This is a genomic window from Labrenzia sp. THAF191a (genome assembly GCF_009363335.1).
GTDB lineage: Bacteria > Pseudomonadota > Alphaproteobacteria > Rhizobiales > Stappiaceae > Roseibium > Roseibium algicola.
Genome location: NZ_CP045333.1, coordinates 3,834,316 through 3,853,868, shown reverse-complemented (window position 1 = coordinate 3,853,868; position 19,553 = coordinate 3,834,316). Strand labels below are relative to the sequence as shown.

Sequence of the window (19,553 nt, the reverse complement as noted above, 5' to 3'; positions counted from 1 at the left end):
CGACGCCGCAACTGGTCACGATATCGGAGAAACCGCGTTCCGCAGGTGAGAAATGTCGTTGTCAGGCATACCGGTTGCAAGCGTTTGTTGCTGACCGTAGTTGGAACTATTGCCGACCGGTGCTGCCTCATTGAGCGGTGACAACGGACCGAGCGCCTCGAACAGGTCTCCCAGAAGGTCCTTGTGACGCTTCCAGCGGCCGATCGATGATCTGAACATCGGCTTCCGCACCTGGAGATTGGAGAACGTCGTCACGGGACTGTCGCCGTTATAGAACTCCAGGCATTGTTCTTCCCAGTCCATGCCTGTGCACGCCAGCAGCGCCTTGCTTTCCTTTTCCTGGTTATGAACCAGGTCTTCGTAGGAAAGCGTGTGGATGCGAACCGGCAGAACCTTTTCCCAATGTTTCATCAGACCGTCGTAGGCAACGAAATAACTGCCCAGTGACTTCTGTGTCATGGCGTAGTTATGCGCGGGCGAAAGCGAATGCGACAGGAGCGAAACGCATGTGTCCGCAGGACAGCGAACGCAATGGATGAAAGCCGCTTTCGGAAACAGAAGGCTCATAAGCCAGAGCACTTCGAAATTGTGCGGCATCTTGTCGGTGACACGATCTGCCCGCCGGTCGATTGCACTCAGTTCTGCAAGGTACTGCCGTGCAAACTGCTTGAACTCACGCGGCCCAAGGCTCTTCAGCCGGTTTTCAAGGGCAGCACTTGGCGCCCCCCGCAATCCCAGGTCCTGCTGCAGCAGGCGGAAATACGGAATTTCCGCACCGCTGGCGATGCGCGAGTGCCGGCTCACGATCTGCTCGGCCAGGGTCGTGCCTGATCGCGGCATGCCGAAAATGAACACCGGCCGCTCCGAGGGATCCTCAAATTCCGTCCGTTCGGCGAAAAATGTCTCGTTGAATACTTCCTTCATGAACGCGATGCGCTCTTCATGGGCTTGCTGATCGAACGACTGGTAACGCAACCGGCGGGCGGAGCGGTAATGCTGCGCAGCACGCGCAGTGTCTCCCAGGTCGTAGTGGATCTTGCCGGCCGCCCAATGCAGGTGAGCGTGCTCCGGAGCAGGCAATGCGCTTGCCTGTTTCAACAGGTCATCGATCTTGGCAAGTTCAGCCGGTTCTTCCCTGTAGGTGCGTGCCATCGTCAGGCAGTGAAGGGCCGAGGGCAGTTCCTTGCCCAATGCGATGGCTTTTTCGAACCAGGCGACAGCCTCGTCGATCTGGCCGACAGTGATATCGAGCTGGCCCATGCCGACAAGGGCATAACCATTTTCCGGATCGATCGCCAATGCACGCTGAAAGCTCTGTCGCGCCAGCACCGGCTGACGCTTGAGCGTGTAGAGGTCACCGAGATGGGCATGGAAATCAGCGGCTTTGGGCGCAAGGGCCACGGCTTTCTTCAGCGACTTCAGCGCGCCGGCCAGATCGCCAGCGTTCATGAGGGCCAGACCGAGCAACTGATGCACCTGCGGGTGCTTGCCGGCCTTGCGCTCAGCCTTCCGCAGCATCTCGATAGCAAGCCCAACGTCACCGTTCTGGTAAGCAGCAATGCCCAGCGAAAAATTTGCCTGCGGATTCTTGGGGTCGAGCTTCAGTATCTCCTCAAACATGCTGAGCGCGAATCCAATGCGTCCGGCATGTTGATGGGAGAGCGCTTCTTTGACGAGAAGCGTGATGTTCGGACTCATTCGACCACCTTCAGGTTCCCGGGAGTGACTACTCTGTAAACTAAACGGTTTAGTTCGACGCCTGAAGAACGGCAAGCCACAAAACCCCTTCAAAGACATCCTTTTGCCGGAAAAACGACCAAAATTAGGCTAAGAGCTTGCGATCACGTCTCTTTTTTCAGTGTTCACATTTTTTTGCATTGCAATAAACAAAACTTATGCGCGCATGCCCTTAAGGCAAGTCAATTTGACAAAAAGTGAAGCAGAACAAGTAAAACGAGATTTTGACTGTCGTGGTTTGGTAAAAAAATAATACCGAGCGGTATCGTTTAAAAATTTTGAATACGCTTAGCTTACGAAATATATTCTCGTTGGTTTCTTGCAAAAGAACCCGTGCAGAAGTCTTCTCAAAGATGTTTTGTCAGACCTTGAACGACCGTGCCTCCAGCCTGTGGAAAAGCAGTACCGCCTTTACAGCCGAAAATGTATCCGCGCATCAGTAGATCTGACGTGGGCAGAATATAGCACTCAATAAAATGTCAGAATTCGGGCCTGAAAATCGGAAGCGTGCTATTTCACGACCGGAGCGCGTTCAGTTCCCCACCCGGTATAGATCCGGGACCTGCGAACAGGCTTGTCGTCCCCATAACGCTTGTCCGGATCGCAACCGGCTTCGGCAATGCGAACCTGACCTTCCAGTTCCCGAATGGCGTTATTGACCTTCCAGACGCGATCGCGGGTCGGCGTTTCGATCTCCAGTCCGTCGAGCGCCTTCTTGTAGGCGATGATCCGATACCGCAGCGCCTGACCGACCCATTTGATCATCACCCGGTTTTCCCAGACGCGTGCCTTCGCCCCTTCATAGGTTTCTTCGGACTTCACCGGCTTGTTCTGCAGAACTCGCAGCCGCTCGTCATCCGCGGCCTTCACACGCAAGGCCACTTCGCAAAAAGGCATGACAAGCTCCGCATCGCCGGATGCGTCAGCGGCAATCTTGTCGTAGCGGGCATCGGAAGACTGGAATTTGTCCGAGCGCAGATAGATCAGATAGAGATCGGGCGGTACACGCCCCTCAACTTCCGGAAGAACGCGTGTGCGCGACAGCTCAACCATGGTCCCGCCGATCCAGTCCTTGGTCCATGGCGGACGGATCAGCGTCCAGCCGCGGTTGCGCATCAGCTTTTCGTCGTTCGTGTAGTTGAACTTGGAAACCGGATCACCGCGCAGGCGTGCTGCTTCGTCGCCCGCGGCCGGCATCACCCTGTCATGAATGACGGATGGCCTGGCACGATCAAAATCCCCTGTCGGGCGCGTACAGGCAGTGAGGCTGACGGCAATCAGCACGGCAGCCACGGCAATGCCGCCCTGCCCTGATCTGCGACCGCTCTCCGCGAGGGATGCGGTGGCGGATTGTTCCGCTTTGCCTTTGCCCATCGGGCGCTTCTCCAGGCCGCTAAAAAGAAACTTCTCCTGCGCGGCTGGAGAGGCTTGGACCGTCAGTCCTTGTCGGAGCCAGCAGGTCCGGCCGCTTTTCCGATGGTCGCGATTCGTGCGGCAAGATCAAGGTCATGGCGCTCGTACCGGACACCTGGGAAGAGGATAACTTCTCCAAAGGTCTCTCGGCTTGCCATACGGCGCTGATTGGAACGATAGCCCACACGTGCTGCGGGGCGTTGAGCTGATGTAAAGTCCAACAAGGTGCCCATCGTCTCCTCCTTCGGTTCCGATCTCCCCTGACGGCGTATTACCGGCGGGGAACGGTCAAACGGGCGACGCATTACTTCCTGCTCTTCATTAAGAAGCTGTCAGGGTTAACAGCATGCTAACGCTTTTCCTGCAATTTGAACGAAGCAAGTTCCTCCGGTGGTCCGGTCTTTCGTATTTTGTAGACGGGTGTCATGCGCCAAACCCAACATTTCAGTCAGCCTTTGCCGAATTCCGCTTCTCCGGACAAATCCGCGTCCACAAAGGGCGATGATCGTGGTGTGCTTCTGGCCGCAAGTGAGCTGTTTGCCGGACGCACTCGGCATGATGTTGAAGAAAAACGCATTTTTCTGGAGTTGGCGTCAAACTTCCTGCCTAAAACCTCACTGCCGGACAGACGCCGGATCTCAAATCTGCTGGCCGCGCATCCGGAAATTCCCGACGACCTCCTGACGCAGCTCGCATCCGACCAAGACGAACTGACGGCCTATCCGGCCCTTCGTTACAGTCCTAGGCTTTCTGTGGATCTCCTATTGAAGGTTGCGGAGGCCGGCCCGGATTCCCTTCGAAAAGCGGTCGCCAACCGGCCATCCTTGCGCGAATCGGTGATCACGACATTGTGCGAACATGCCGGAGCCCCTGTAATCCGTATCCTTCTCGACCGGGAAGACGTCACCCTGACACAAGCTCACCAGGCAAAACTCAGTTGTCGTAGTGACATCGTTGCCACTCTTGGTTTAGAATTGGCAGGTCAGGACGCATTAAACCCGGATGGACTTATGGGACAATTCCTGCATTTACCAGCTCCGCTCAAATCGAAAGCTATCGCCGCGGCGGAGATGACCAGCCTGGTCAAACAGGCACAAACCCCAGGTTCCGCAACCGACAGACGCACGGACACCGCGCGCCTGAAATTGCGGGACGCACTGGTGAGCGAAGCCCTTTTCCAGCATCGGTCCCGCTTTGCGGATCTGCTGGGCCAGGGGCTCGGACTGCCACAGACCACTTGCGATCTGCTGATGCATGACGATCAGGCCGAAGGTCTGACCGTTGCGTTGAAAGCGCTTGGTATGTCGGCATCCGAAGTCACGACCGTGATGATCCGCATGCTGGGTGAAAACCTGTCACTGGAAAGACTGCGCGGCCTGCTGCGCCTCCATCGCACGCTCAGCCAGGGCGCTGCCGAGGTACTGGTCGGACAGTGGATCCTGCATGACCAGGTCACTCAGCCCGTATCTGCACAGCTTGGCTCGCAATATCAGGATGGTTCGCGCCGCGATGCGGCGACAACGGACGGACAGAAGTTTGGTTTCGCTCAAGCCGAAACCACTCGCAAGTCGAACCGTTCCTGAGAACACCCGCTCAAGCACTGTGTTGCGGGTGTTGCGGGAGGGCTGAACGCCCATATTTAAATCTGCACTAAAAGCGGAAGAGGTTTGTGTCGGGCTTCGGCTCATCCTGCACCAAGGGCAGGTCAATCCTGCCGTCGCGTGCTTCGATGTCCACCAGCCAATAGTCCGGATCCATTCGCGCTTCGCTTGCCAGCCGCGCGTCTATCGTTTCCCTGTCCGCCCGTTCGAAGACACTTTCGAACAAGCGCCCCTGTGGCAGACTGCTGAACATGGCTTGCGGCGCCGGGCCATAGAAGTCGAAGCTACCGTCAAGGCGGTCCACACAGATAAAGACCGCACCGGCTTCGGGAGCCCCTTTCCTGGAAACAGCAGCAAAGCCGCCATCGCCGAAGACGCGCCGGACTAATGCACTGACAAAAAACTCAGATGTAACCCGCATGCTGACCGCCTCTGCCGACCCCGCCGGCACTCCCGAAGGTGGAGAAGGAAGGCCCAGCTCTACGACAGTTGCGCTCACGCGGCAACTCGCCGTCCGGTACTCTAGCCGGACAGCGACCGGCCACTGACCATTTCCAGGCGCTCGATGACCTTGGTGCCGGGTTCACCCGTCAATGGCAGACCCCTGTCAAATTCAAACCGCCTGATGGCAGCGGTGGTGTTGGCTCCCATCACGCCGTCCGCCTTCAGTGGACCGTAGCCGAGTTCGGACAATGCCTGTTGGATCTTCATCAACTTCGGGTCGGAATCTACACCGGCATCGGCACTGTCGTCTGTACCGGCATCAAGAACTTCAGCGCTGTCTTGTCTTGTCGTGCCCGAGAACCCGGGCTTCGGACGCGGCACGGGACCATTCACGGAGGTTACGGGGCTTTCTCCCTGCATCAGCACAAGAGCAAGCAGGGCTTCCGTTGCCTCTCCGGTCTCGATCTGTCCGGCGTGACGTTCAAAACCACGGATGGCACGTTCGGTCGCCGGGCCGTTCAGTCCGTCCAGAGGGCCTTCGTACAGGCCGATCTTGCGCAGGGAAATCTGCAGATCGAGCACCAGGGTGGAAATCTCCTGCACCTGAAGCCCGGGACTTCTGCCATCCGGTTCCGGCAGCTGCATGGCGTCCGGTCGATCTCGTGTCGTGAACAGGGGCGCCGGATGCCGGCCAGGCTGCAGGCCGATCGCATTGGCCACGATCAGGCATGCCGTCAGCCCCATCACCACGGTACCACCCGCTGCGACAGGATTGTCGAGCGCCATATGACCGGCCTTCGCCATCAGGGATTCCGACGACTTTGCTTGCTGCGCCTTGGTCTGCTTTGTCGTTTTCTTTGCTCTTGCCATTGCGCCTATGCCGATCTTGCCAATTGCTCGACACGGAGTACCTCGCCGGTCCGACCGGCGCTCTGCTGCGCTTGCGTCCGAAGCGGCAGGGTCACAGTCACGCTTTCCCCCTGCCCCAGAATGGTCTGAACAGTGAGGCTGCCGCCCATGCGCTCCAGAAGGGCCCTTGAAACGCCCAGCACGGTTGCCGCGGCCTCGGCGCTCCAGCAAAGGCTGGACTGACGGTTCTTCACCGAAAACACATAGTCGGCGTTGCCTGCACCGAGATTGACACCCATGCTCAACACGGCGCCAGGCTCGGAAGTTTCCACCATATCCACCAACAGGAAACACAGCGCCTGCCGCAGCAATTTTCTGTCGGCAGCAACCAGCGGACTGTCCTGGCCGGTTTCCATTTCCAGAGCAACACCGCGACGCTCGGCCACCCTTGCGACCATGTCCACGCATTGAACGAGACAGGTTTCCACATCAACGCCGGTAATTTCCGGTTCGCCGGGAGAGCTGTCAGTCGGAACCAGTTCCAAAGCCGCTGTGAGCGAGGCCAGGCCCCGTTCGCCGTTTTGGCGCAGGGACTGCACCGCCAACTTAAGCACAGGATCGGAGGAATCACGCCCAAGGCGCTCAAGCCGTTCGGATTGCGCCAGAATGTCCGACAGCGCCTGCGAAGCTTCAACACCCGCCGTTTCAAGCATGTCCCGCGAAATTCGGTCCGCGCGTGCGCTTCCGTCTGTAGCGGATCCCGCGGTCTTGCCTGCCGACGGCTCGATGGGTTCAAGAGGACGAAGCGTCAGCAGAAGTGCCGCACCGTTTGCAGAAGCCAGACTGTTCTGCCGGCCGGCACGCAGCTGCACTTCCAGACGCCGGTAGTCGGCCTGCCCTGCTTCACCCGGACGATTTGCGCCAACCCTCAAACGTGCCTCGAAGGTTCTTGTGGCGCCACTCAAACGGGCTTCGGAAAGACAGGTCAGATAAAGCGGCCGGTCTGCAACGTGAAGGCGCGGAAACAGCCAGTCCTCCCCGCTTTCCACCGGCAGGTGCCCCAGCACATCCTTCACCGGGCCGCCAATGACCTTGAGGCCACCGTCAGGCCCGAGTTCACAATAGATGTCGGAGACACTCTGACTGATCTGGAGGCGTCTTTCCTCCGTTGCCCTCACAACTTTTTGCGCAAGAGACCGGTCAAGCGCGATGCGGAGCGACAGCAAACCGACATAAAGCAGAGCCGCCAGGGTCGCAAACGGCGTCGCCAGCCCTGGAAATCCGGAAGCCGGAAGGACGGGCAGCGGAAGAAACATCAGGGCAAGGACCAGGGCGCCGCAAAGCCCCGTCACTGCGAGTGCCGTCCGCCGGCTTGCTGCGAGCGCTGCCTCCATCGGCGGCACAAGCAGCCAAGCCAACGCAAAGGACAGCGCGCCGCCTGTAACCGCGCAGACGCCGGCAACAAACACCGCGAACATGGAAGCAGAAAGACCGGCAGCCTTGGACAGCGCCCCCGACTGGGACAGATAAAGCGCCAGAGGCCATTGGCTCAGCATCCAGGCGAGCGCGAGAAGAGTGGCTGCCTGAGGCGGTCCGGCCAGCGCCAGATGCAGTGGCAGTACCACCAGAGCCGCAGCGCCGCTGACGAAACAGCTGAGCAGAAACGAACGATGCAACGGTGCAAGAAAAGGATCGGAAGCAGCTTCGGGATGAATCATTCCATCCACGCGAGCCACCCAAAGCCCCCAGATATTTTGCATGTTTTTCAGAAGGTTACGCAATCTACTCTACCACACAACAATCGCGGAAACATCCGCTCGCACCTTTTGTACGGCCATTGTCGGTTGCAGCACTTAAGGAACGATAAAGGATGAATCCAAATTGCGTTTTTTTCCGAAAAACCCATTGGCCTCAATATCTTGACCGGAATTAGCTAAAATTTGAATCAATATTTCAGAAAATACGATTTAAATACCTGATTTATTTTATGAAAATTGGCTTTTCCCGCTCAACCGGGGATTCTCATGTCGCTGGTAATGTGCCTTCATAACAAGCGTGCCAACGGCACAAAGGCACGCAAGACAGAACAGACTATGGGTAGCGACATGTTCTTTCTCTTGAGGACGGCCTTTTGGCTCACCTTGGTGCTCGTCCTGATTCCCCTCGGGTCAGATCAGGAAGACACTTCGACGGAAAACATCGATCCGGTGTCGGCCTTCCTGGCGGCACAGGCAACGATGTCGGACATCGGCGGCTTTTGCGGACGCAATCCGCAGGCCTGCGAAACGGGAGGCGATGCACTGACGGCAATCGGCAGCCGCGCACGCGACGGCGCCCGGATTGTCTATGAGTTTCTCGACACCCAGATTGCCGAGAAATCGGGAAGCGAACAGCTGGTGACCGGCTCAACGCCCGTACAGAGTGCTGGCACGACATCCGGCCAGCCTTCAGGCCAGGAACCTCAGGTTTTCGCCGGCACACCATCTTGGCAGCCGGTCTTTGATAACGTCTCTTCCAAAGAGGCAGTGCTTGGGCCGGTGCCACGGCCCAAACCACGCTCAGGCCAAAAGACCTGAGCACACTGGTCGTTCAAGATCCTACGACCTCCTGGATCTGAAAACGGCCGATTGCGCCCCCGCTGGAGCGCTGCTGCACGGCAGCAACGCAAAGACGGCTTCACTTCAGCGGATTGTTCCGCTGCGCCGCAGATGGAAAGCTGCCCATTTCATCTGCGGCGTATCTTTATTCCCCCTCTCTCGCACCTGCCGGCATTTGCACTTTGCCGCTCACGAGTTATATGAAGGCGGACAAGACCTTCAAAGACCGGTGCCATGACCACAACCTTGAGCGAAATCCTTGAGACGTTTGATTTTCTCGACGACTGGGAAGACCGCTACAAATACCTCATCGACCTTGGCAAGGAGATGCCTGATCTCGCCGACGCCGAAAAGACCGATGCCAACAAGGTGCGCGGTTGTGTGTCGCAGGTCTGGCTGATCACCTCCATAGACAAGACAGGCGACGGCACACCTGTGCTCAGCTTCCGGGGCGACAGCGATGCGCTTATCGTGCAAGGGCTCGTGGCAATCGTCACCTCTTTGTTCAGCGGCAAGACCGCGCAGGACATTCTTGACACCGACGTCGAAGGTATTTTTGCCAAACTGGGCCTGCAGGAGCACCTGACGCCGCAGCGCTCCAACGGTCTCAAATCGATGGTCGGGCGCATCCGCAGCGACGCGCAAGGAGCTCTGGCAGCAGCCTGAGAACCCTCCACTTTGCTCACTCTGCTCTTTCGGCAAGTGCTTCAGTTGCGCTCACACCGAGCGCCCTCCGCAATCAACTGAAGATCTCCATCACAAAACAAAAAAAGAGCTGCCCATGGGCAGCTCTTTTGTTCTCGGCCAAGGCCGTGAGATTTACTTGGAGCGCTTGCGCTGCTGGCCGAGGCCCATCTTCTTGGCCAGTTCCGAACGGGCAGCCGCATAATTCGGTGCAACCATCGGGTAATCGGCACCCAGGTCCCACTTCTCGCGGTACTCTTCCGGGGTCATGTTGTAGTGCGTGCGCAGGTGGCGCTTCAGCGACTTGAACTTCTTGCCGTCTTCCAGGCAGATGATGTAGTCCGGCATGACCGACTTCTTCACCGGCACGGCGGGCTTCAGCGGCTCCGGCTCCGGCTCGGTGGAAGTGCTGGCAGTTCTCTGCAGCGCACCGTAAACTTCGTTGATCAGGCCTGGCAGATCTGTTGACGCAACGGTGTTGTTGCTCACATAGGCTGAGACGATGTCTGCCGTAAGATCAATCAGATTCGCATCCACCGGACTGTCAGTCATATTTCACCCGTTCTCTACTGATTTCAAAATTAGCTTTGTGGTTTACCTGCAAAAAATGTCTGCCGAAAGCGGAACTAGAAATTCAGTTACTTGCGGGCTCAGAAATCAAAAACGATTCTACTTTGCAGGCAATCGTCACAGCCTTATATCGCCGCTTTCGTTGAACGACAACCCCGTAATTCAAATAAAAATCGATCAGAAGCAATAAAAATCAAATTGTACAAATATTGGCTATACCTAACGCACCTAATTCGACAATGAACCGATAGTATTGTCAGGAAATCTGTCTTTCAGGACCATTGCCGCACACCATGCCTCAGCTTTTCGGCCGGACAGTTTTTGCAAGGGCATCTTCCTTGGTATCGGCACAGGGACGGTAGCCGGCTGCGTATGCAGCTTTTGCCAACAAATGAGCCGAAATTGGGGCGGTGAGCAGGAAGAATACGACTCCGGCGATTGCCCGTGTGACAACGGCCAGATCACCAGCATGAACTGCCAGCGCAAGCAGCATCAAGCCCGAGCCCAGAGTACCCGCCTTGGAGGCCGCATGCATTCGCATGTAAACATCTTTCAGACGGATGATACCGATCGATGCGACCAGTGCGAAGGAAGCTCCGACGACCAGCATGATACCGGTGATGATTTCAACGGCAGCATTCATTGTTCCGCCTCCCTGCGCTCGATGCTCTCTTCGACTTCGTCCATGATCGTCTTGTCGCCGGCAACGCCGCGGTTCAGGACGAAGCGGGCCAAAGCGACGGTTGCCAGGAAACCGACGAGGCCGAGCGTAATCGCAATGTCGATATAAAGATAAAAGCCGGTGGAAACGCCGATGGCCGCGATAAAGCCGATCCCCACCGCAACCAGCATGTCCAGGGCGACAACACGGTCCGGAAGGCTCGGTCCCTTGACCGTCCGTACGACGATGATGATGAAGGAAATCGTCAGCAGAGCCAGTGCGATCTTGACGCTGATTTCCAGGAAACCGGAAGAAAAGGTCTCAAGCGGTGTCATCTGAACACCTCCAGGATCTTGCGTTCAAAACCGTTCTTGATGTCGTCGATCGTGGCTTGCGGGTCGGGCACGTCGATACAGTGCACATAAAGCGTCTTTCGGTCGTCGGAGACATCAACGGACAATGTGCCCGGCGTCAGGGTGATCAGGTTGGCCAGCATCGTGATTTCAAAATCCCTGTCCACTGTCAGAGGAAACGCGATGATGCCCGGCTGCAACTTGATCTTCGGCTTGAGCACGATGATCGCAACCCGCCAGGCCGACAGCACCAGCTCATAGACGAAGAGCACAGCCAGACCGAAGCCCTTGGAGACCCGCTGGAAATAGGCGGCAGTACCGACCTGTTCCCGGATCAGGTAAAGCGCGCCGAAACTGAGCACGAAGCCGAAGGCCAGATTGGCTTCGGAGAAGCTGCCTGTGACAGCTCCCCAAGCCAGCATCAGAAGAATATTGATGAGAAAGAGACTGGTCATCCCTGGCCTCCAAAGACTGAACGCAGGTAACCGAGCGGTTCAACAATGCCGCTTGCCCCTCGCGTTGAAAGCTCCAGCATCCATTCCGGCTGCAGACCGAAATAGACAACAAGCGCAGTCAGAATGCCGAGTGGCAACCAGACTGCGGCTCCAGAAAGTTGCGCCCCGCCCTCGCCCGTTACGGCAACGGCCTGCCCGTCTGTAGTGCCTTCAGGTCCACCGCGCCAGAAGGCGAAGATCCAGACCCGACCCATCGCCATGGTTGTCAGGAACCCGCTGACAAGAATGGCAGCCCCCAGCCAGGACCGGCCGTCTGCGAAGGCCGCATCCACAAGAATGACCTTGGGCCAGAAACCGGAGAATGGTGGCAGACCCGAAACAGCAAAACCAAGTACCAGGAACACGGCTGCGAACGCCGCACTCTTTTGATAGAGCCCGCCCAGCTGCCTCAGGTCGTAGGAACCGCCCATCATGTTCATGATGCCAGCTGCCATATAAAGCGCCGTCATGACAATGATCGAATGGACCGCGTAGAAAATGGCACCCGAGACTGCCAGTGTCGAACCAACGGCAACACCGGCGAGCATCGCCCCGATACCGGCAATGACCACATAGCCGAGCAGCCGCCGCACTTCACTCTGCGCCAGAGCTCCGATCGCCCCTGTCATCAGGGTGGCGATGGCAACCAGCGCGATCAAATCGGCCATATAGCCGCGAGAGGCCGGCAGGATCAGGACAAAGATGCGGATCAGCGCATAAACACCGACCTTGGTCAGAAGGCCCGCAAATACCGCCGACACCACCACATTGGGCGTATGGTAGGACGCAGGCAGCCAGAAATTGACGGGGAACGCGGCCGCTTTCATGGCAAAGGCAAGGAAATAGAGCGCGGCAACCGTTGCCAGTGTGCCGGAAGCCGGATTTTCCAGGGCGGCAACCTTCATGGCGAGGTCCGCCATGTTAAGCGTGCCGAAAATTCCGTAAAGCAGACCTGTCGCGATCAGGAAAAGGTTCGTGCCGATCAGGTTCAGGACACCGTATTTGACCGCGCCGTCAAGCTGGATCCTGTCGTTGCCGAGGACCAGAAGTCCGTAGGACGAAATCAGCAGAACTTCGAACCAGACATAGAGGTTGAACACATCCCCGGTCAGGAACGCGCCGCAAACCCCCGTCATCAGCAGAAGCAGGAATGGATAAAAACCATATCTGCGTCCAGTACTGTCAACGGTGGCAGCGCCGAAAACACCCGCACAGAAGGCTACGATTGAGCCGATCAGTGACAGCGTGACACCAAGCGTATCCACTGTGAAGGCAATGCCGAACGGCGGCAGCCAGTTGCCCATCACCATGGTGATAACACCATGATCGAGCACCCGGATCAGCAGAGCAAGGTTAGCCAGCACCAGCAGCGCCAGAAAACCGATGCCGACTTTCGGCTGCAGATCGGTGTTCTTGCGCAGCATCAGGCACAGCGCACCGCCCAGGATTGTGATCAGCGAAGGTGCGACCACCAGCCAGTCACCTGCCGCAACCGGCGTAGTGACCATGGCCTGGGAAAGATCGACGGAAACGGAAGAACCGGCCATGTAGCTTAGTACCCTTGCGGCGGAGTTTGGTCGTGTTCGGGTTCGGCGATGCGCATTTCGTTGACTTCATCGGTGCCAAGTTCCTGGTAGGCCCGGAAGGCCAGCACCAGCAGGAACGCAAAGAACGAGAAGGAAATGACGATTGCCGTCAGCACCAGCGCCTGCGGCAGCGGATTGGCCGTTGCGGTTTCCGGAGCATAGAGATGTTCCGGAATGAGGGGCGGAACCTCGCGCGTCAGGCGCCCGTTGGTGAAGATGAGCATGTTCACGGCATTGCCCAGAATGGCGATACCCAGAAGAATGCGTACAAGCTGCTTGGACAGCATCAGGTAGACGGCCACGGTGAAGAACAGGCCAATCAGGATGACAACGCCGGTTTCCATCAGTCGGCCTCCCTTTCTTCAAGCGCCAGTGCGATGGAGCCGATGGCACCCACCACCACCAGGTAAACGCCAATGTCGAAGAACAACGGCGTCGACAATACGATCTCCACGCCGAAAACATGCACTTCCAGCCACTGGCTGGTCATGAAGGCCTGCGCCTTGAATATCGACGGGATGCCTGCCAGAGCCGCCAGGAACAGTCCGAAACCGGACACCCCCATCGGGTGGAACACGATGGCGCGGCGAACGGAAGCAACTCCGCAGGCGATACCAAAAATCGCCAATGCCGATGCGGCAATCAGTCCGCCGATAAATCCACCACCCGGCTCGTTATGGCCGCGCAGCAGCACGAAGATCGAAAACAGGACCATCAGCGCGGACAGATAGGGCGCAATGGTGCGGAAGATGATCGTACGCATCAGTGAGCCTCCCCTGTCTGGGCCGGTGTGGGCGGTGCGACCGTCTTCGGTTTCTCGATCGGTTTTTCAGGCTTCGTCCGCACCCGGATGAGCGCCAGAACACAAAGCCCGGCCAGAACCACCACGGCGATTTCACCCAGCGTATCAAAGCCGCGGAAGTCGACGATGATCACGTTGACGATATTCCGGCCATGGGCAATGGAGCGGCTGAACTGGGCAAAGAAGTCGGACAAACGGCTGTCGAAGGGCTGCTGCGTGATTGCAAGCAGCGTCAGCGTCAGGCCGAGACCGACACCGATCGCGACGATCCCGGTGACAATCGCGGCAAGACCATGCCGGTGGTCACTGGGCGACAGGTTCAGTCTGGTCATGACCAGAGCAAGGATGACGACCGACAACGTCTCCACCATGAACTGGGTGAAGGACAGATCCGGTGCGCCGAACATCATGAAGATCAGCGCGACCGCAAAGCCCTGGATGCCGAGAGACACGATGGCTGTCAGGCGGGTGTTGGCGACGAGCACTGCAATCAGACCGAAGAAGGCGATCAGCAGGATGCCCCATTCATAGAATCGATAGTCGGGCATCTTCGGCATTGCCGGCAGGCTGTCCGTCAGGAAGCCCGGCAACAACACGGCAGCGCCCGTGAAGATGAAGGTCAGCACCATGTAGGTCTGCATCTTGCCGGACTGCAGCAGGCGGGTGATCCGCCAGGACAATCCGACAATACCGGCCACGAACTGGTCGAACCCCTTGTCCGGTCCCCATCCGATCGTAGTCAGGACGGAACCGATCAGCCCGCGCAGTCGGTCGATCTGGGTAAACAGTGCAATGCCGAGGCCAATGGTGACCAGCGACAGCAGCAGCGGCGCGTTGATCGACGTCGGCAACAGGTGCAGTTCGATTTGCGTCGTCTTGCCGAGAAGCGAAGACAGGGTCGGTCCGACGAACAGTTCTCCAGTGGTATGCGCAATCAGGGCCAGCCCGAGGCCGGTCACAGACAGGAACACCGGACCGGCAAACAGCAGAACCGGTCCCTCGTGCGCATGTTTCAGTTTTTCCACTTTCGGACCGAGGAAGGGCTTGATGGCAACCGCGGCCGCAATCACCAGCATCAAGGCATTGCCGATGACAGCAGTGATGGTGATCGGCAGACCGAGTTCCAGCCAGCCCCAGGTTCCATAGTAGAGCACTTCCTTGGCGATGAAGCCGATGAAAGGCGGCAGGCCGGCCATGGAAAGCGCCGCGAGACAGGCAGCTGCAAACGTGATCGGCATGGCCGAACGCAAGCCGCCCAGCTTCGTGATGTCACGCGTACCGGCTTCGTGATCGATCGTGCCGGCGACCATGAAGAGCGCGCCCTTGAACAGGGAGTGCGCGAGAAGATAAAGGACAGCGCCTTCGAGCGCCTTTTCCTGGCTGGTCCCGGTCAACATGACAAGAAGCCCGAGCGATGCCACGGTGGTGTAGGCAAGCATCAGCTTCAGGTCGGTCTGGCGCACCGCCAGGATCGTGCCCACCAGCAGTGTTATGCCGCCGAAGAGCGGCAGGACCGTTGTCCAGAGTTCTGTTCCACCCAGCAGCGGATGCATGCGCATCAACAGGTAGACACCGGCCTTCACCATGGTTGCCGAATGCAGATAGGCGGAAACAGGTGTCGGCGCTTCCATGGCGTTGGGAAGCCAGAAATGGAACGGAAACTGTGCCGACTTGGTGAAGGCACCGCCCAGAACCAGCAGGAAGATAGGCACGTAGAGCGTGGTATCCTTGATGATGTCCGGCGAGGCCAGCAGCACCGACATCTCGATTTCGCCCGTGGCGGAGATAATCAGGATGAAACCGGCCAGCAGGGCCAGGCCGCCGCCGCCCGTGACCACGAGCGCCTGCAGCGCGGCCCGGCGGGACGCGGCGCGCAGGTGATCGAAGCCGATCAGCAGGAAGGACGTGATCGACGTCAGTTCCCAGAAGATAAACAGGGAAATCAGGTTGTTGCCGAGCACGAGGCCGAGCATCGACCCCATGAACATCAACAGGAACGAGAAGAACCGGCCCTGTTGCGGGTGGCCTTTGAGATAGCCGCCGGCATACAGGATGATGAACGTTCCGATGCCTGATATCAGCAAGGCGAACAACGTCGACAATCCGTCGACATAGACGGAAAAGTTCACACCATAGCTGGGCGCCCAGGCCTTCGCCGCAACGAAGCTTTCCCCTTTTGACACGGGTTCGACGAACCCTGTGAAATGCAGGAAGATCAAGGCCGGCACGATAGCAAGCAGCCAGGCTGCGTTGTGCTTGAACCAGCGGGTCAGAAAAGGCGCAACCACAGCCGCAGCAAAGGGCGCGAGGACGGCATAGAGAGTGGTGTCGTCGATCAAGGCTGGCGTCATGCTGATCTTTCGTCACGGTTTTTAAAGAAACGACGGAAACGGGCCTGCTCGAATCAGCCCCGATCCGCCGGATAATAACGGTCCCGATGGGTTATGACATGTCTTAGGCAGTTGAATTTACGTGTTCAAGCGTATGTCTGTCGATTTTCGGTAAATTCACCCGCGTCACATGAGCGCTTTTGTCAGGGGCAGGACTGACAATTGGGGATCTCACAGATTTATTCTGTGCTGAAAACGTATCACCGCCGAAACTTGAGGTATCCGCGCCCGCAATACACCCGACAACATTCACACTCGGGTCAAACCACCTCCGTCTGCACCCAAGAAAGGCAGCTTGCCACTTGATTTCAAAGCGTGAATACCGTTCAGTTTCAATTCGGGAATGCGTTGCCACGGAATTCGAGCGAGGCACAGACGATGGTGTTGGGTAGCAATAGGGATACGCCTTCGGGAACGGATCTACTCCGCCCGTCCAACATCGACTTTGAAACGCTCGTCAAACTTGGCAATGAAGCCATTGTTCTGATCGGACTGGACGGCACGCCCGCTTTCATCTCTCCGGCAACCGAGCGCATGTTCGGATGGAGTGCTGACAAACTGGTCGATCACCTGAGCGACCTGGTCTATCTGGCCAACCCGAATACCGATGCGGACCTGCTGCACCGGATCCTTTCCGGAAGCGGCGATGCCGACGCCCCCCTTCCCCATGCCGATCTTCAGCTCCGTTCCGCCTTCGGCCCGATGGTCTGGGCGGAGGTGACCACGCATCTTCTGGAAGATGCCGCCGGCAAGCCTTACGCATTTGCGGTCTATTTCCGCAGCATTTCCAAACGCAAGGAGCTGGAAAGCCTGCTGGATGCGGCAACCCAGACGGATCCGCTCACCGGACTTCTCAACCGCCGTGCCTTCGAGGATGGCCTGAAACGGGAATGGGCAATCGCCTTGCGTGAAAAGACCCACACCAGTCTGATCAAGGTGTCTCTCGACCGTTTCGAAGCTCTTGTGGAGAGGTTCGGACCGAGCGCTGCCGAGGATTGCCTGACCAGGGTCGCCGATACCCTGAAGGAGACCGCGCGCCGTCCGGCGGATATCGCCGCACGAACGGCAACGGCGGAATTTTCTCTCCTCCTTCCAAGAACTCATGAAATGGGCGCCGAGACAATCAGCGCATATCTGCACTTGGCCATTCAGGACCTTGGCATTCCCAACCCCGAAAATACTGCCGGCAATGGCATCATGACGGCCTCAGTCGGTGCGGCTTGCGCGGTCGTTGAACAGACGGGCGTCTCGGAAAGCTCGGAATTCCTCCTCGCTGCTGCCGAAAACTGCGTTTTTCAGGCGAGGCAGGAAGGTGGTAACCGGGTGAAGACGTCCTTAAGCCACCTGGCTCGCTAGCCCCGGACCATTCACGGCGACAATCAAGAGCACCTTCCAATCCATGAACGGATAAAACACGGCCTGGCTCCGCAGGTGACGATTGACGAAACCGTTATCTGCTCCGGCTTGCAGCAACCTGTGCACGCCCCTATTTCTGGGAAAAACATCAAATAAGGAATGCCGAATGAGCGACGAAACCACCCGCCACGAAAAAGCATCTCCCCCCATCAGGAAGACCACCGCCGAATGGATGGAGCAGCTTACGCCCGAGCAGTTCTATGTGACCCGCCAATCCGGCACCGAGCGCCCTTTCACCGGTCCCTACTGGGACAACAAGCTCATCGGCCGTTACGATTGCGTGTGCTGTGAAACGCCGCTGTTCATGTCGGATACAAAATTCGATTCCGGCTGCGGCTGGCCCAGCTTTTTCGAGGCAGTAGACCCGGAAGCTATCCGGGAACTTGAAGACCAGTCCCATGGGATGATCCGAACTGAAATCCGTTGCAGCAGCTGCGACGCGCATTTGGGTCACGTCTTCCCGGACGGGCCACCTCCGACAGGCTTGCGCTATTGCCTCAATGGCCATGCAATGAATTTCGTTCACGGCGGCCGGCCACCCGCCAAGTCGGAATAGACCGTTTATCTGCCCGCCTCGGCTACAGCTTCGAGGCGGGCAGATTTAATGCATGCATTAAAAGCCCGTTTCAAGAACAGTTTCCAGTTTTAGATTTCAGTTACACACCCCTGATAATAATAGCATCACAAACTTCAAGAACATCGGGGTGGGACTTGTCTGTACTACGGAGTTTTGCTTGCACCTGCGTGCGCGCACTGGTTTTCGGCCTAGGCTTGGGACTTGCCGGCCAGCCGGTCCTGCCTTCACCAGCCGCTGCAGAAGAGCTTGTCGCATTCACCGGATTTCTGCCCCCTCTCTCCATCAATGAGCAGGAGAAGGGCATTGCAGTCGAGCTCATGGAGCTCGTTGCAGAAGAGGCCGGCCTCGATATCAAGATCCGCTTCGCCCCCTGGAGGCGCGCGCAGCTCCTGGCTGAAAACACACCCGGTTCACTTCTCTTTACTGCTGCCTATTCCAGGAACCGCAGTGAGAAATTCCAGTACATCGCCCCCCTGCTTTATACGGAAAGCGCATTCGTAACGCTCGATCAGCCGTTGGATACCTTTGAAAAGGCTATTGAGAGCGGCAAGGTCATCGGGGTGCATCTGGGCAGCCAGCGCAGCCAGATCCTGCAGCGGTTTGGAGTTCGCAACGTTGAGGAAATACCATCAGCCGAACAGATGAGCGTCATGCTCAAGACCGGCAGGATCGATGCCTGGTACACCATGTCTGTTCGGGCGAGCTACATGTTCCGCCAACAGGGATACGACCCGGGAAGTCTCGTCATCGGCGCTCCGGTTACCCACGGCATCCAGTGGCTGGCGGCCAACAAGGATCTCGATCCGCAGATCAGAGGCCGGCTGTCGGCTGCCGTCTCCAGGGTGTGGCGCGATCCGAGATACTGGCAGATCGTCGACCGCTATACTCACTGACGGTTCATCTCCGCGCTCAATAGCCGGAACAACGCCTCAAATCCTTACTCCGCTGCCACGGCCTCCTCATGGCCGGATTTGGCGGACAGGATCCTGGCGATATTGATCTCGATCCAGTCAGCGAATTCTCGCACTTTCTCTGCAGCCTCCCGGCCGATCGGGGACAGGCTGTAATCGACATGCGGTGGCACCACCGGGTGGGAATAGCGGTTGACGAACCCGTCGGCCTCCAAAGTCTGCAGCGTTTGCGCCAGCATCTTTTCACTGACGCCGCCGACGGTGCGACGAAGTTCCGAAAACCGCTGATCTTTATCCAGAAGCGCAATCAGCACCAACACGCCCCAACGGCTCGTCAGATGCCGCAGGATTTCGCGTGATGGACAATTCTGGTTGAGCAGTTCCCCCTGCTGCATCAATTCGGACAAGGGCGCGCCGCTGTTCAGCACGCACTTGGGGGTTATTTCTGCCGTATCGCTCATCCTGTTT

Annotated in this window: 21 protein-coding genes; 6 read left to right on the top strand and 15 right to left on the bottom strand. The window is 57.8% G+C overall.

The genetic code is table 11. The features are described 5' to 3' along the window. Nucleotides 1-15: 15 nt before the first annotated feature. From FIV05_RS17725 to FIV05_RS17715, 3 genes are all read right to left on the bottom strand, one after another. Nucleotides 16-1,698, bottom strand: a complete 1,683-nt coding sequence (locus FIV05_RS17725) for a tetratricopeptide repeat-containing sulfotransferase family protein (protein ID WP_173013878.1) — start codon at nucleotides 1,696-1,698, stop codon at nucleotides 16-18. 549 nt (nucleotides 1,699-2,247) lie between these two features. Then, nucleotides 2,248-3,111 carry a hypothetical protein gene (locus FIV05_RS17720; protein ID WP_152510477.1) on the bottom strand — a complete coding sequence of 288 codons (864 nt, stop codon included), beginning with the start codon at nucleotides 3,109-3,111 and terminating at the stop codon, nucleotides 2,248-2,250. Nucleotides 3,112-3,173: 62 nt separating this feature from the next. Then, nucleotides 3,174-3,383: a hypothetical protein gene (locus FIV05_RS17715; protein WP_031269292.1), complete on the bottom strand. Its 210-nt coding sequence runs from the start codon at nucleotides 3,381-3,383 to the stop codon at nucleotides 3,174-3,176. Between the two features lie 192 nt (nucleotides 3,384-3,575). Between FIV05_RS17715 and FIV05_RS17710 the strand changes: the two genes are divergently transcribed. Next, nucleotides 3,576-4,733 carry a DUF2336 domain-containing protein gene (locus FIV05_RS17710; protein WP_152510476.1) on the top strand — a complete coding sequence of 386 codons (1,158 nt, stop codon included), beginning with the start codon at nucleotides 3,576-3,578 and terminating at the stop codon, nucleotides 4,731-4,733. 67 nt (nucleotides 4,734-4,800) lie between these two features. Here FIV05_RS17710 and FIV05_RS17705 read toward each other — a convergent pair whose 3' ends face one another. The 3 genes from FIV05_RS17705 to FIV05_RS17695 all read right to left on the bottom strand — a co-directional run bounded on the left by FIV05_RS17705 (nucleotide 4,801) and on the right by FIV05_RS17695 (nucleotide 7,771). Continuing rightward, entirely contained in the window at nucleotides 4,801-5,172 is a 372-nt protein-coding gene (locus FIV05_RS17705; RefSeq protein ID WP_152510475.1) for a DUF1491 family protein, read from the bottom strand. 101 nt (nucleotides 5,173-5,273) lie between these two features. Then, entirely contained in the window at nucleotides 5,274-5,999 is a 726-nt protein-coding gene (locus FIV05_RS17700; RefSeq protein ID WP_209009694.1) for a peptidoglycan-binding domain-containing protein, read from the bottom strand. A gap of 71 nt (nucleotides 6,000-6,070) precedes the next feature. Then, nucleotides 6,071-7,771: a HAMP domain-containing histidine kinase gene (locus FIV05_RS17695; RefSeq protein ID WP_152510473.1), complete on the bottom strand. Its 1,701-nt coding sequence runs from the start codon at nucleotides 7,769-7,771 to the stop codon at nucleotides 6,071-6,073. A 297-nt stretch (nucleotides 7,772-8,068) separates the two neighbouring features. Here FIV05_RS17695 and FIV05_RS17690 point away from each other — a divergent pair, with 297 nt between their 5' ends. Beyond that, nucleotides 8,069-8,620 carry a DUF5330 domain-containing protein gene (locus FIV05_RS17690; protein WP_152510472.1) on the top strand — a complete coding sequence of 184 codons (552 nt, stop codon included), beginning with the start codon at nucleotides 8,069-8,071 and terminating at the stop codon, nucleotides 8,618-8,620. A 255-nt stretch (nucleotides 8,621-8,875) separates the two neighbouring features. Then, entirely contained in the window at nucleotides 8,876-9,307 is a 432-nt protein-coding gene (locus FIV05_RS17685) for a SufE family protein (RefSeq protein WP_023001012.1), read from the top strand. 153 nt (nucleotides 9,308-9,460) lie between these two features. On the opposite strand, the gene FIV05_RS17680 is transcribed toward FIV05_RS17685, so the two are convergent. The 8 genes from FIV05_RS17680 to FIV05_RS17645 form a co-directional block, all read right to left on the bottom strand. Continuing rightward, complete coding sequence (locus FIV05_RS17680; RefSeq protein ID WP_006939826.1) at nucleotides 9,461-9,877, bottom strand: MucR family transcriptional regulator; 417 nt, start codon at nucleotides 9,875-9,877, stop codon at nucleotides 9,461-9,463. Nucleotides 9,878-10,193: 316 nt separating this feature from the next. Then, nucleotides 10,194-10,538, bottom strand: a complete 345-nt coding sequence (gene mnhG / locus FIV05_RS17675) for a monovalent cation/H(+) antiporter subunit G (protein WP_152510471.1) — start codon at nucleotides 10,536-10,538, stop codon at nucleotides 10,194-10,196. Then, nucleotides 10,535-10,891, bottom strand: a complete 357-nt coding sequence (locus FIV05_RS17670) for a cation:proton antiporter (RefSeq protein WP_152510470.1) — start codon at nucleotides 10,889-10,891, stop codon at nucleotides 10,535-10,537. The genes mnhG and FIV05_RS17670 overlap by 4 nt, the downstream gene beginning before the upstream one ends. Beyond that, nucleotides 10,888-11,364, bottom strand: a complete 477-nt coding sequence (locus FIV05_RS17665; protein ID WP_152510469.1) for a Na+/H+ antiporter subunit E — start codon at nucleotides 11,362-11,364, stop codon at nucleotides 10,888-10,890. The genes FIV05_RS17670 and FIV05_RS17665 overlap by 4 nt, the downstream gene beginning before the upstream one ends. After that, on the bottom strand, nucleotides 11,361-12,950 hold the full coding sequence (locus tag FIV05_RS17660; protein WP_152510468.1) for a Na+/H+ antiporter subunit D: 1,590 nt from the start codon (nucleotides 12,948-12,950) through the stop codon (nucleotides 11,361-11,363). Before FIV05_RS17660 ends, FIV05_RS17665 begins: the two co-directional genes overlap by 4 nt. Before the next feature lie 5 nt (nucleotides 12,951-12,955). Further along, nucleotides 12,956-13,333: a Na+/H+ antiporter subunit C gene (locus FIV05_RS17655; RefSeq protein WP_023001007.1), complete on the bottom strand. Its 378-nt coding sequence runs from the start codon at nucleotides 13,331-13,333 to the stop codon at nucleotides 12,956-12,958. Beyond that, entirely contained in the window at nucleotides 13,333-13,752 is a 420-nt protein-coding gene (locus tag FIV05_RS17650) for a Na(+)/H(+) antiporter subunit B (RefSeq protein ID WP_152510467.1), read from the bottom strand. The genes FIV05_RS17655 and FIV05_RS17650 overlap by 1 nt, the downstream gene beginning before the upstream one ends. Beyond that, a complete protein-coding gene (locus FIV05_RS17645) occupies nucleotides 13,752-16,142 on the bottom strand; it encodes a putative monovalent cation/H+ antiporter subunit A (RefSeq protein ID WP_152510466.1) in 2,391 nt (796 codons plus the stop codon). Before FIV05_RS17645 ends, FIV05_RS17650 begins: the two co-directional genes overlap by 1 nt. A 417-nt stretch (nucleotides 16,143-16,559) precedes the next feature. Between FIV05_RS17645 and FIV05_RS17640 the strand changes: the two genes are divergently transcribed. The 3 genes from FIV05_RS17640 (at nucleotide 16,560) to FIV05_RS17630 (ending at nucleotide 19,067) form a co-directional block, all read left to right on the top strand. Continuing rightward, on the top strand, nucleotides 16,560-17,537 hold the full coding sequence (locus FIV05_RS17640; protein WP_152510465.1) for a diguanylate cyclase: 978 nt from the start codon (nucleotides 16,560-16,562) through the stop codon (nucleotides 17,535-17,537). A gap of 166 nt (nucleotides 17,538-17,703) precedes the next feature. Then, on the top strand, nucleotides 17,704-18,153 hold the full coding sequence (gene msrB, locus FIV05_RS17635; protein WP_152510464.1) for a peptide-methionine (R)-S-oxide reductase MsrB: 450 nt from the start codon (nucleotides 17,704-17,706) through the stop codon (nucleotides 18,151-18,153). A 155-nt stretch (nucleotides 18,154-18,308) separates the two neighbouring features. Then, nucleotides 18,309-19,067, top strand: a complete 759-nt coding sequence (locus tag FIV05_RS17630; protein WP_209009693.1) for a transporter substrate-binding domain-containing protein — start codon at nucleotides 18,309-18,311, stop codon at nucleotides 19,065-19,067. A 44-nt stretch (nucleotides 19,068-19,111) separates the two neighbouring features. Here FIV05_RS17630 and FIV05_RS17625 read toward each other — a convergent pair whose 3' ends face one another. Then, nucleotides 19,112-19,546: a helix-turn-helix domain-containing protein gene (locus FIV05_RS17625; RefSeq protein ID WP_152510463.1), complete on the bottom strand. Its 435-nt coding sequence runs from the start codon at nucleotides 19,544-19,546 to the stop codon at nucleotides 19,112-19,114. Between the last annotated feature and the right edge of the window lie 7 nt (nucleotides 19,547-19,553).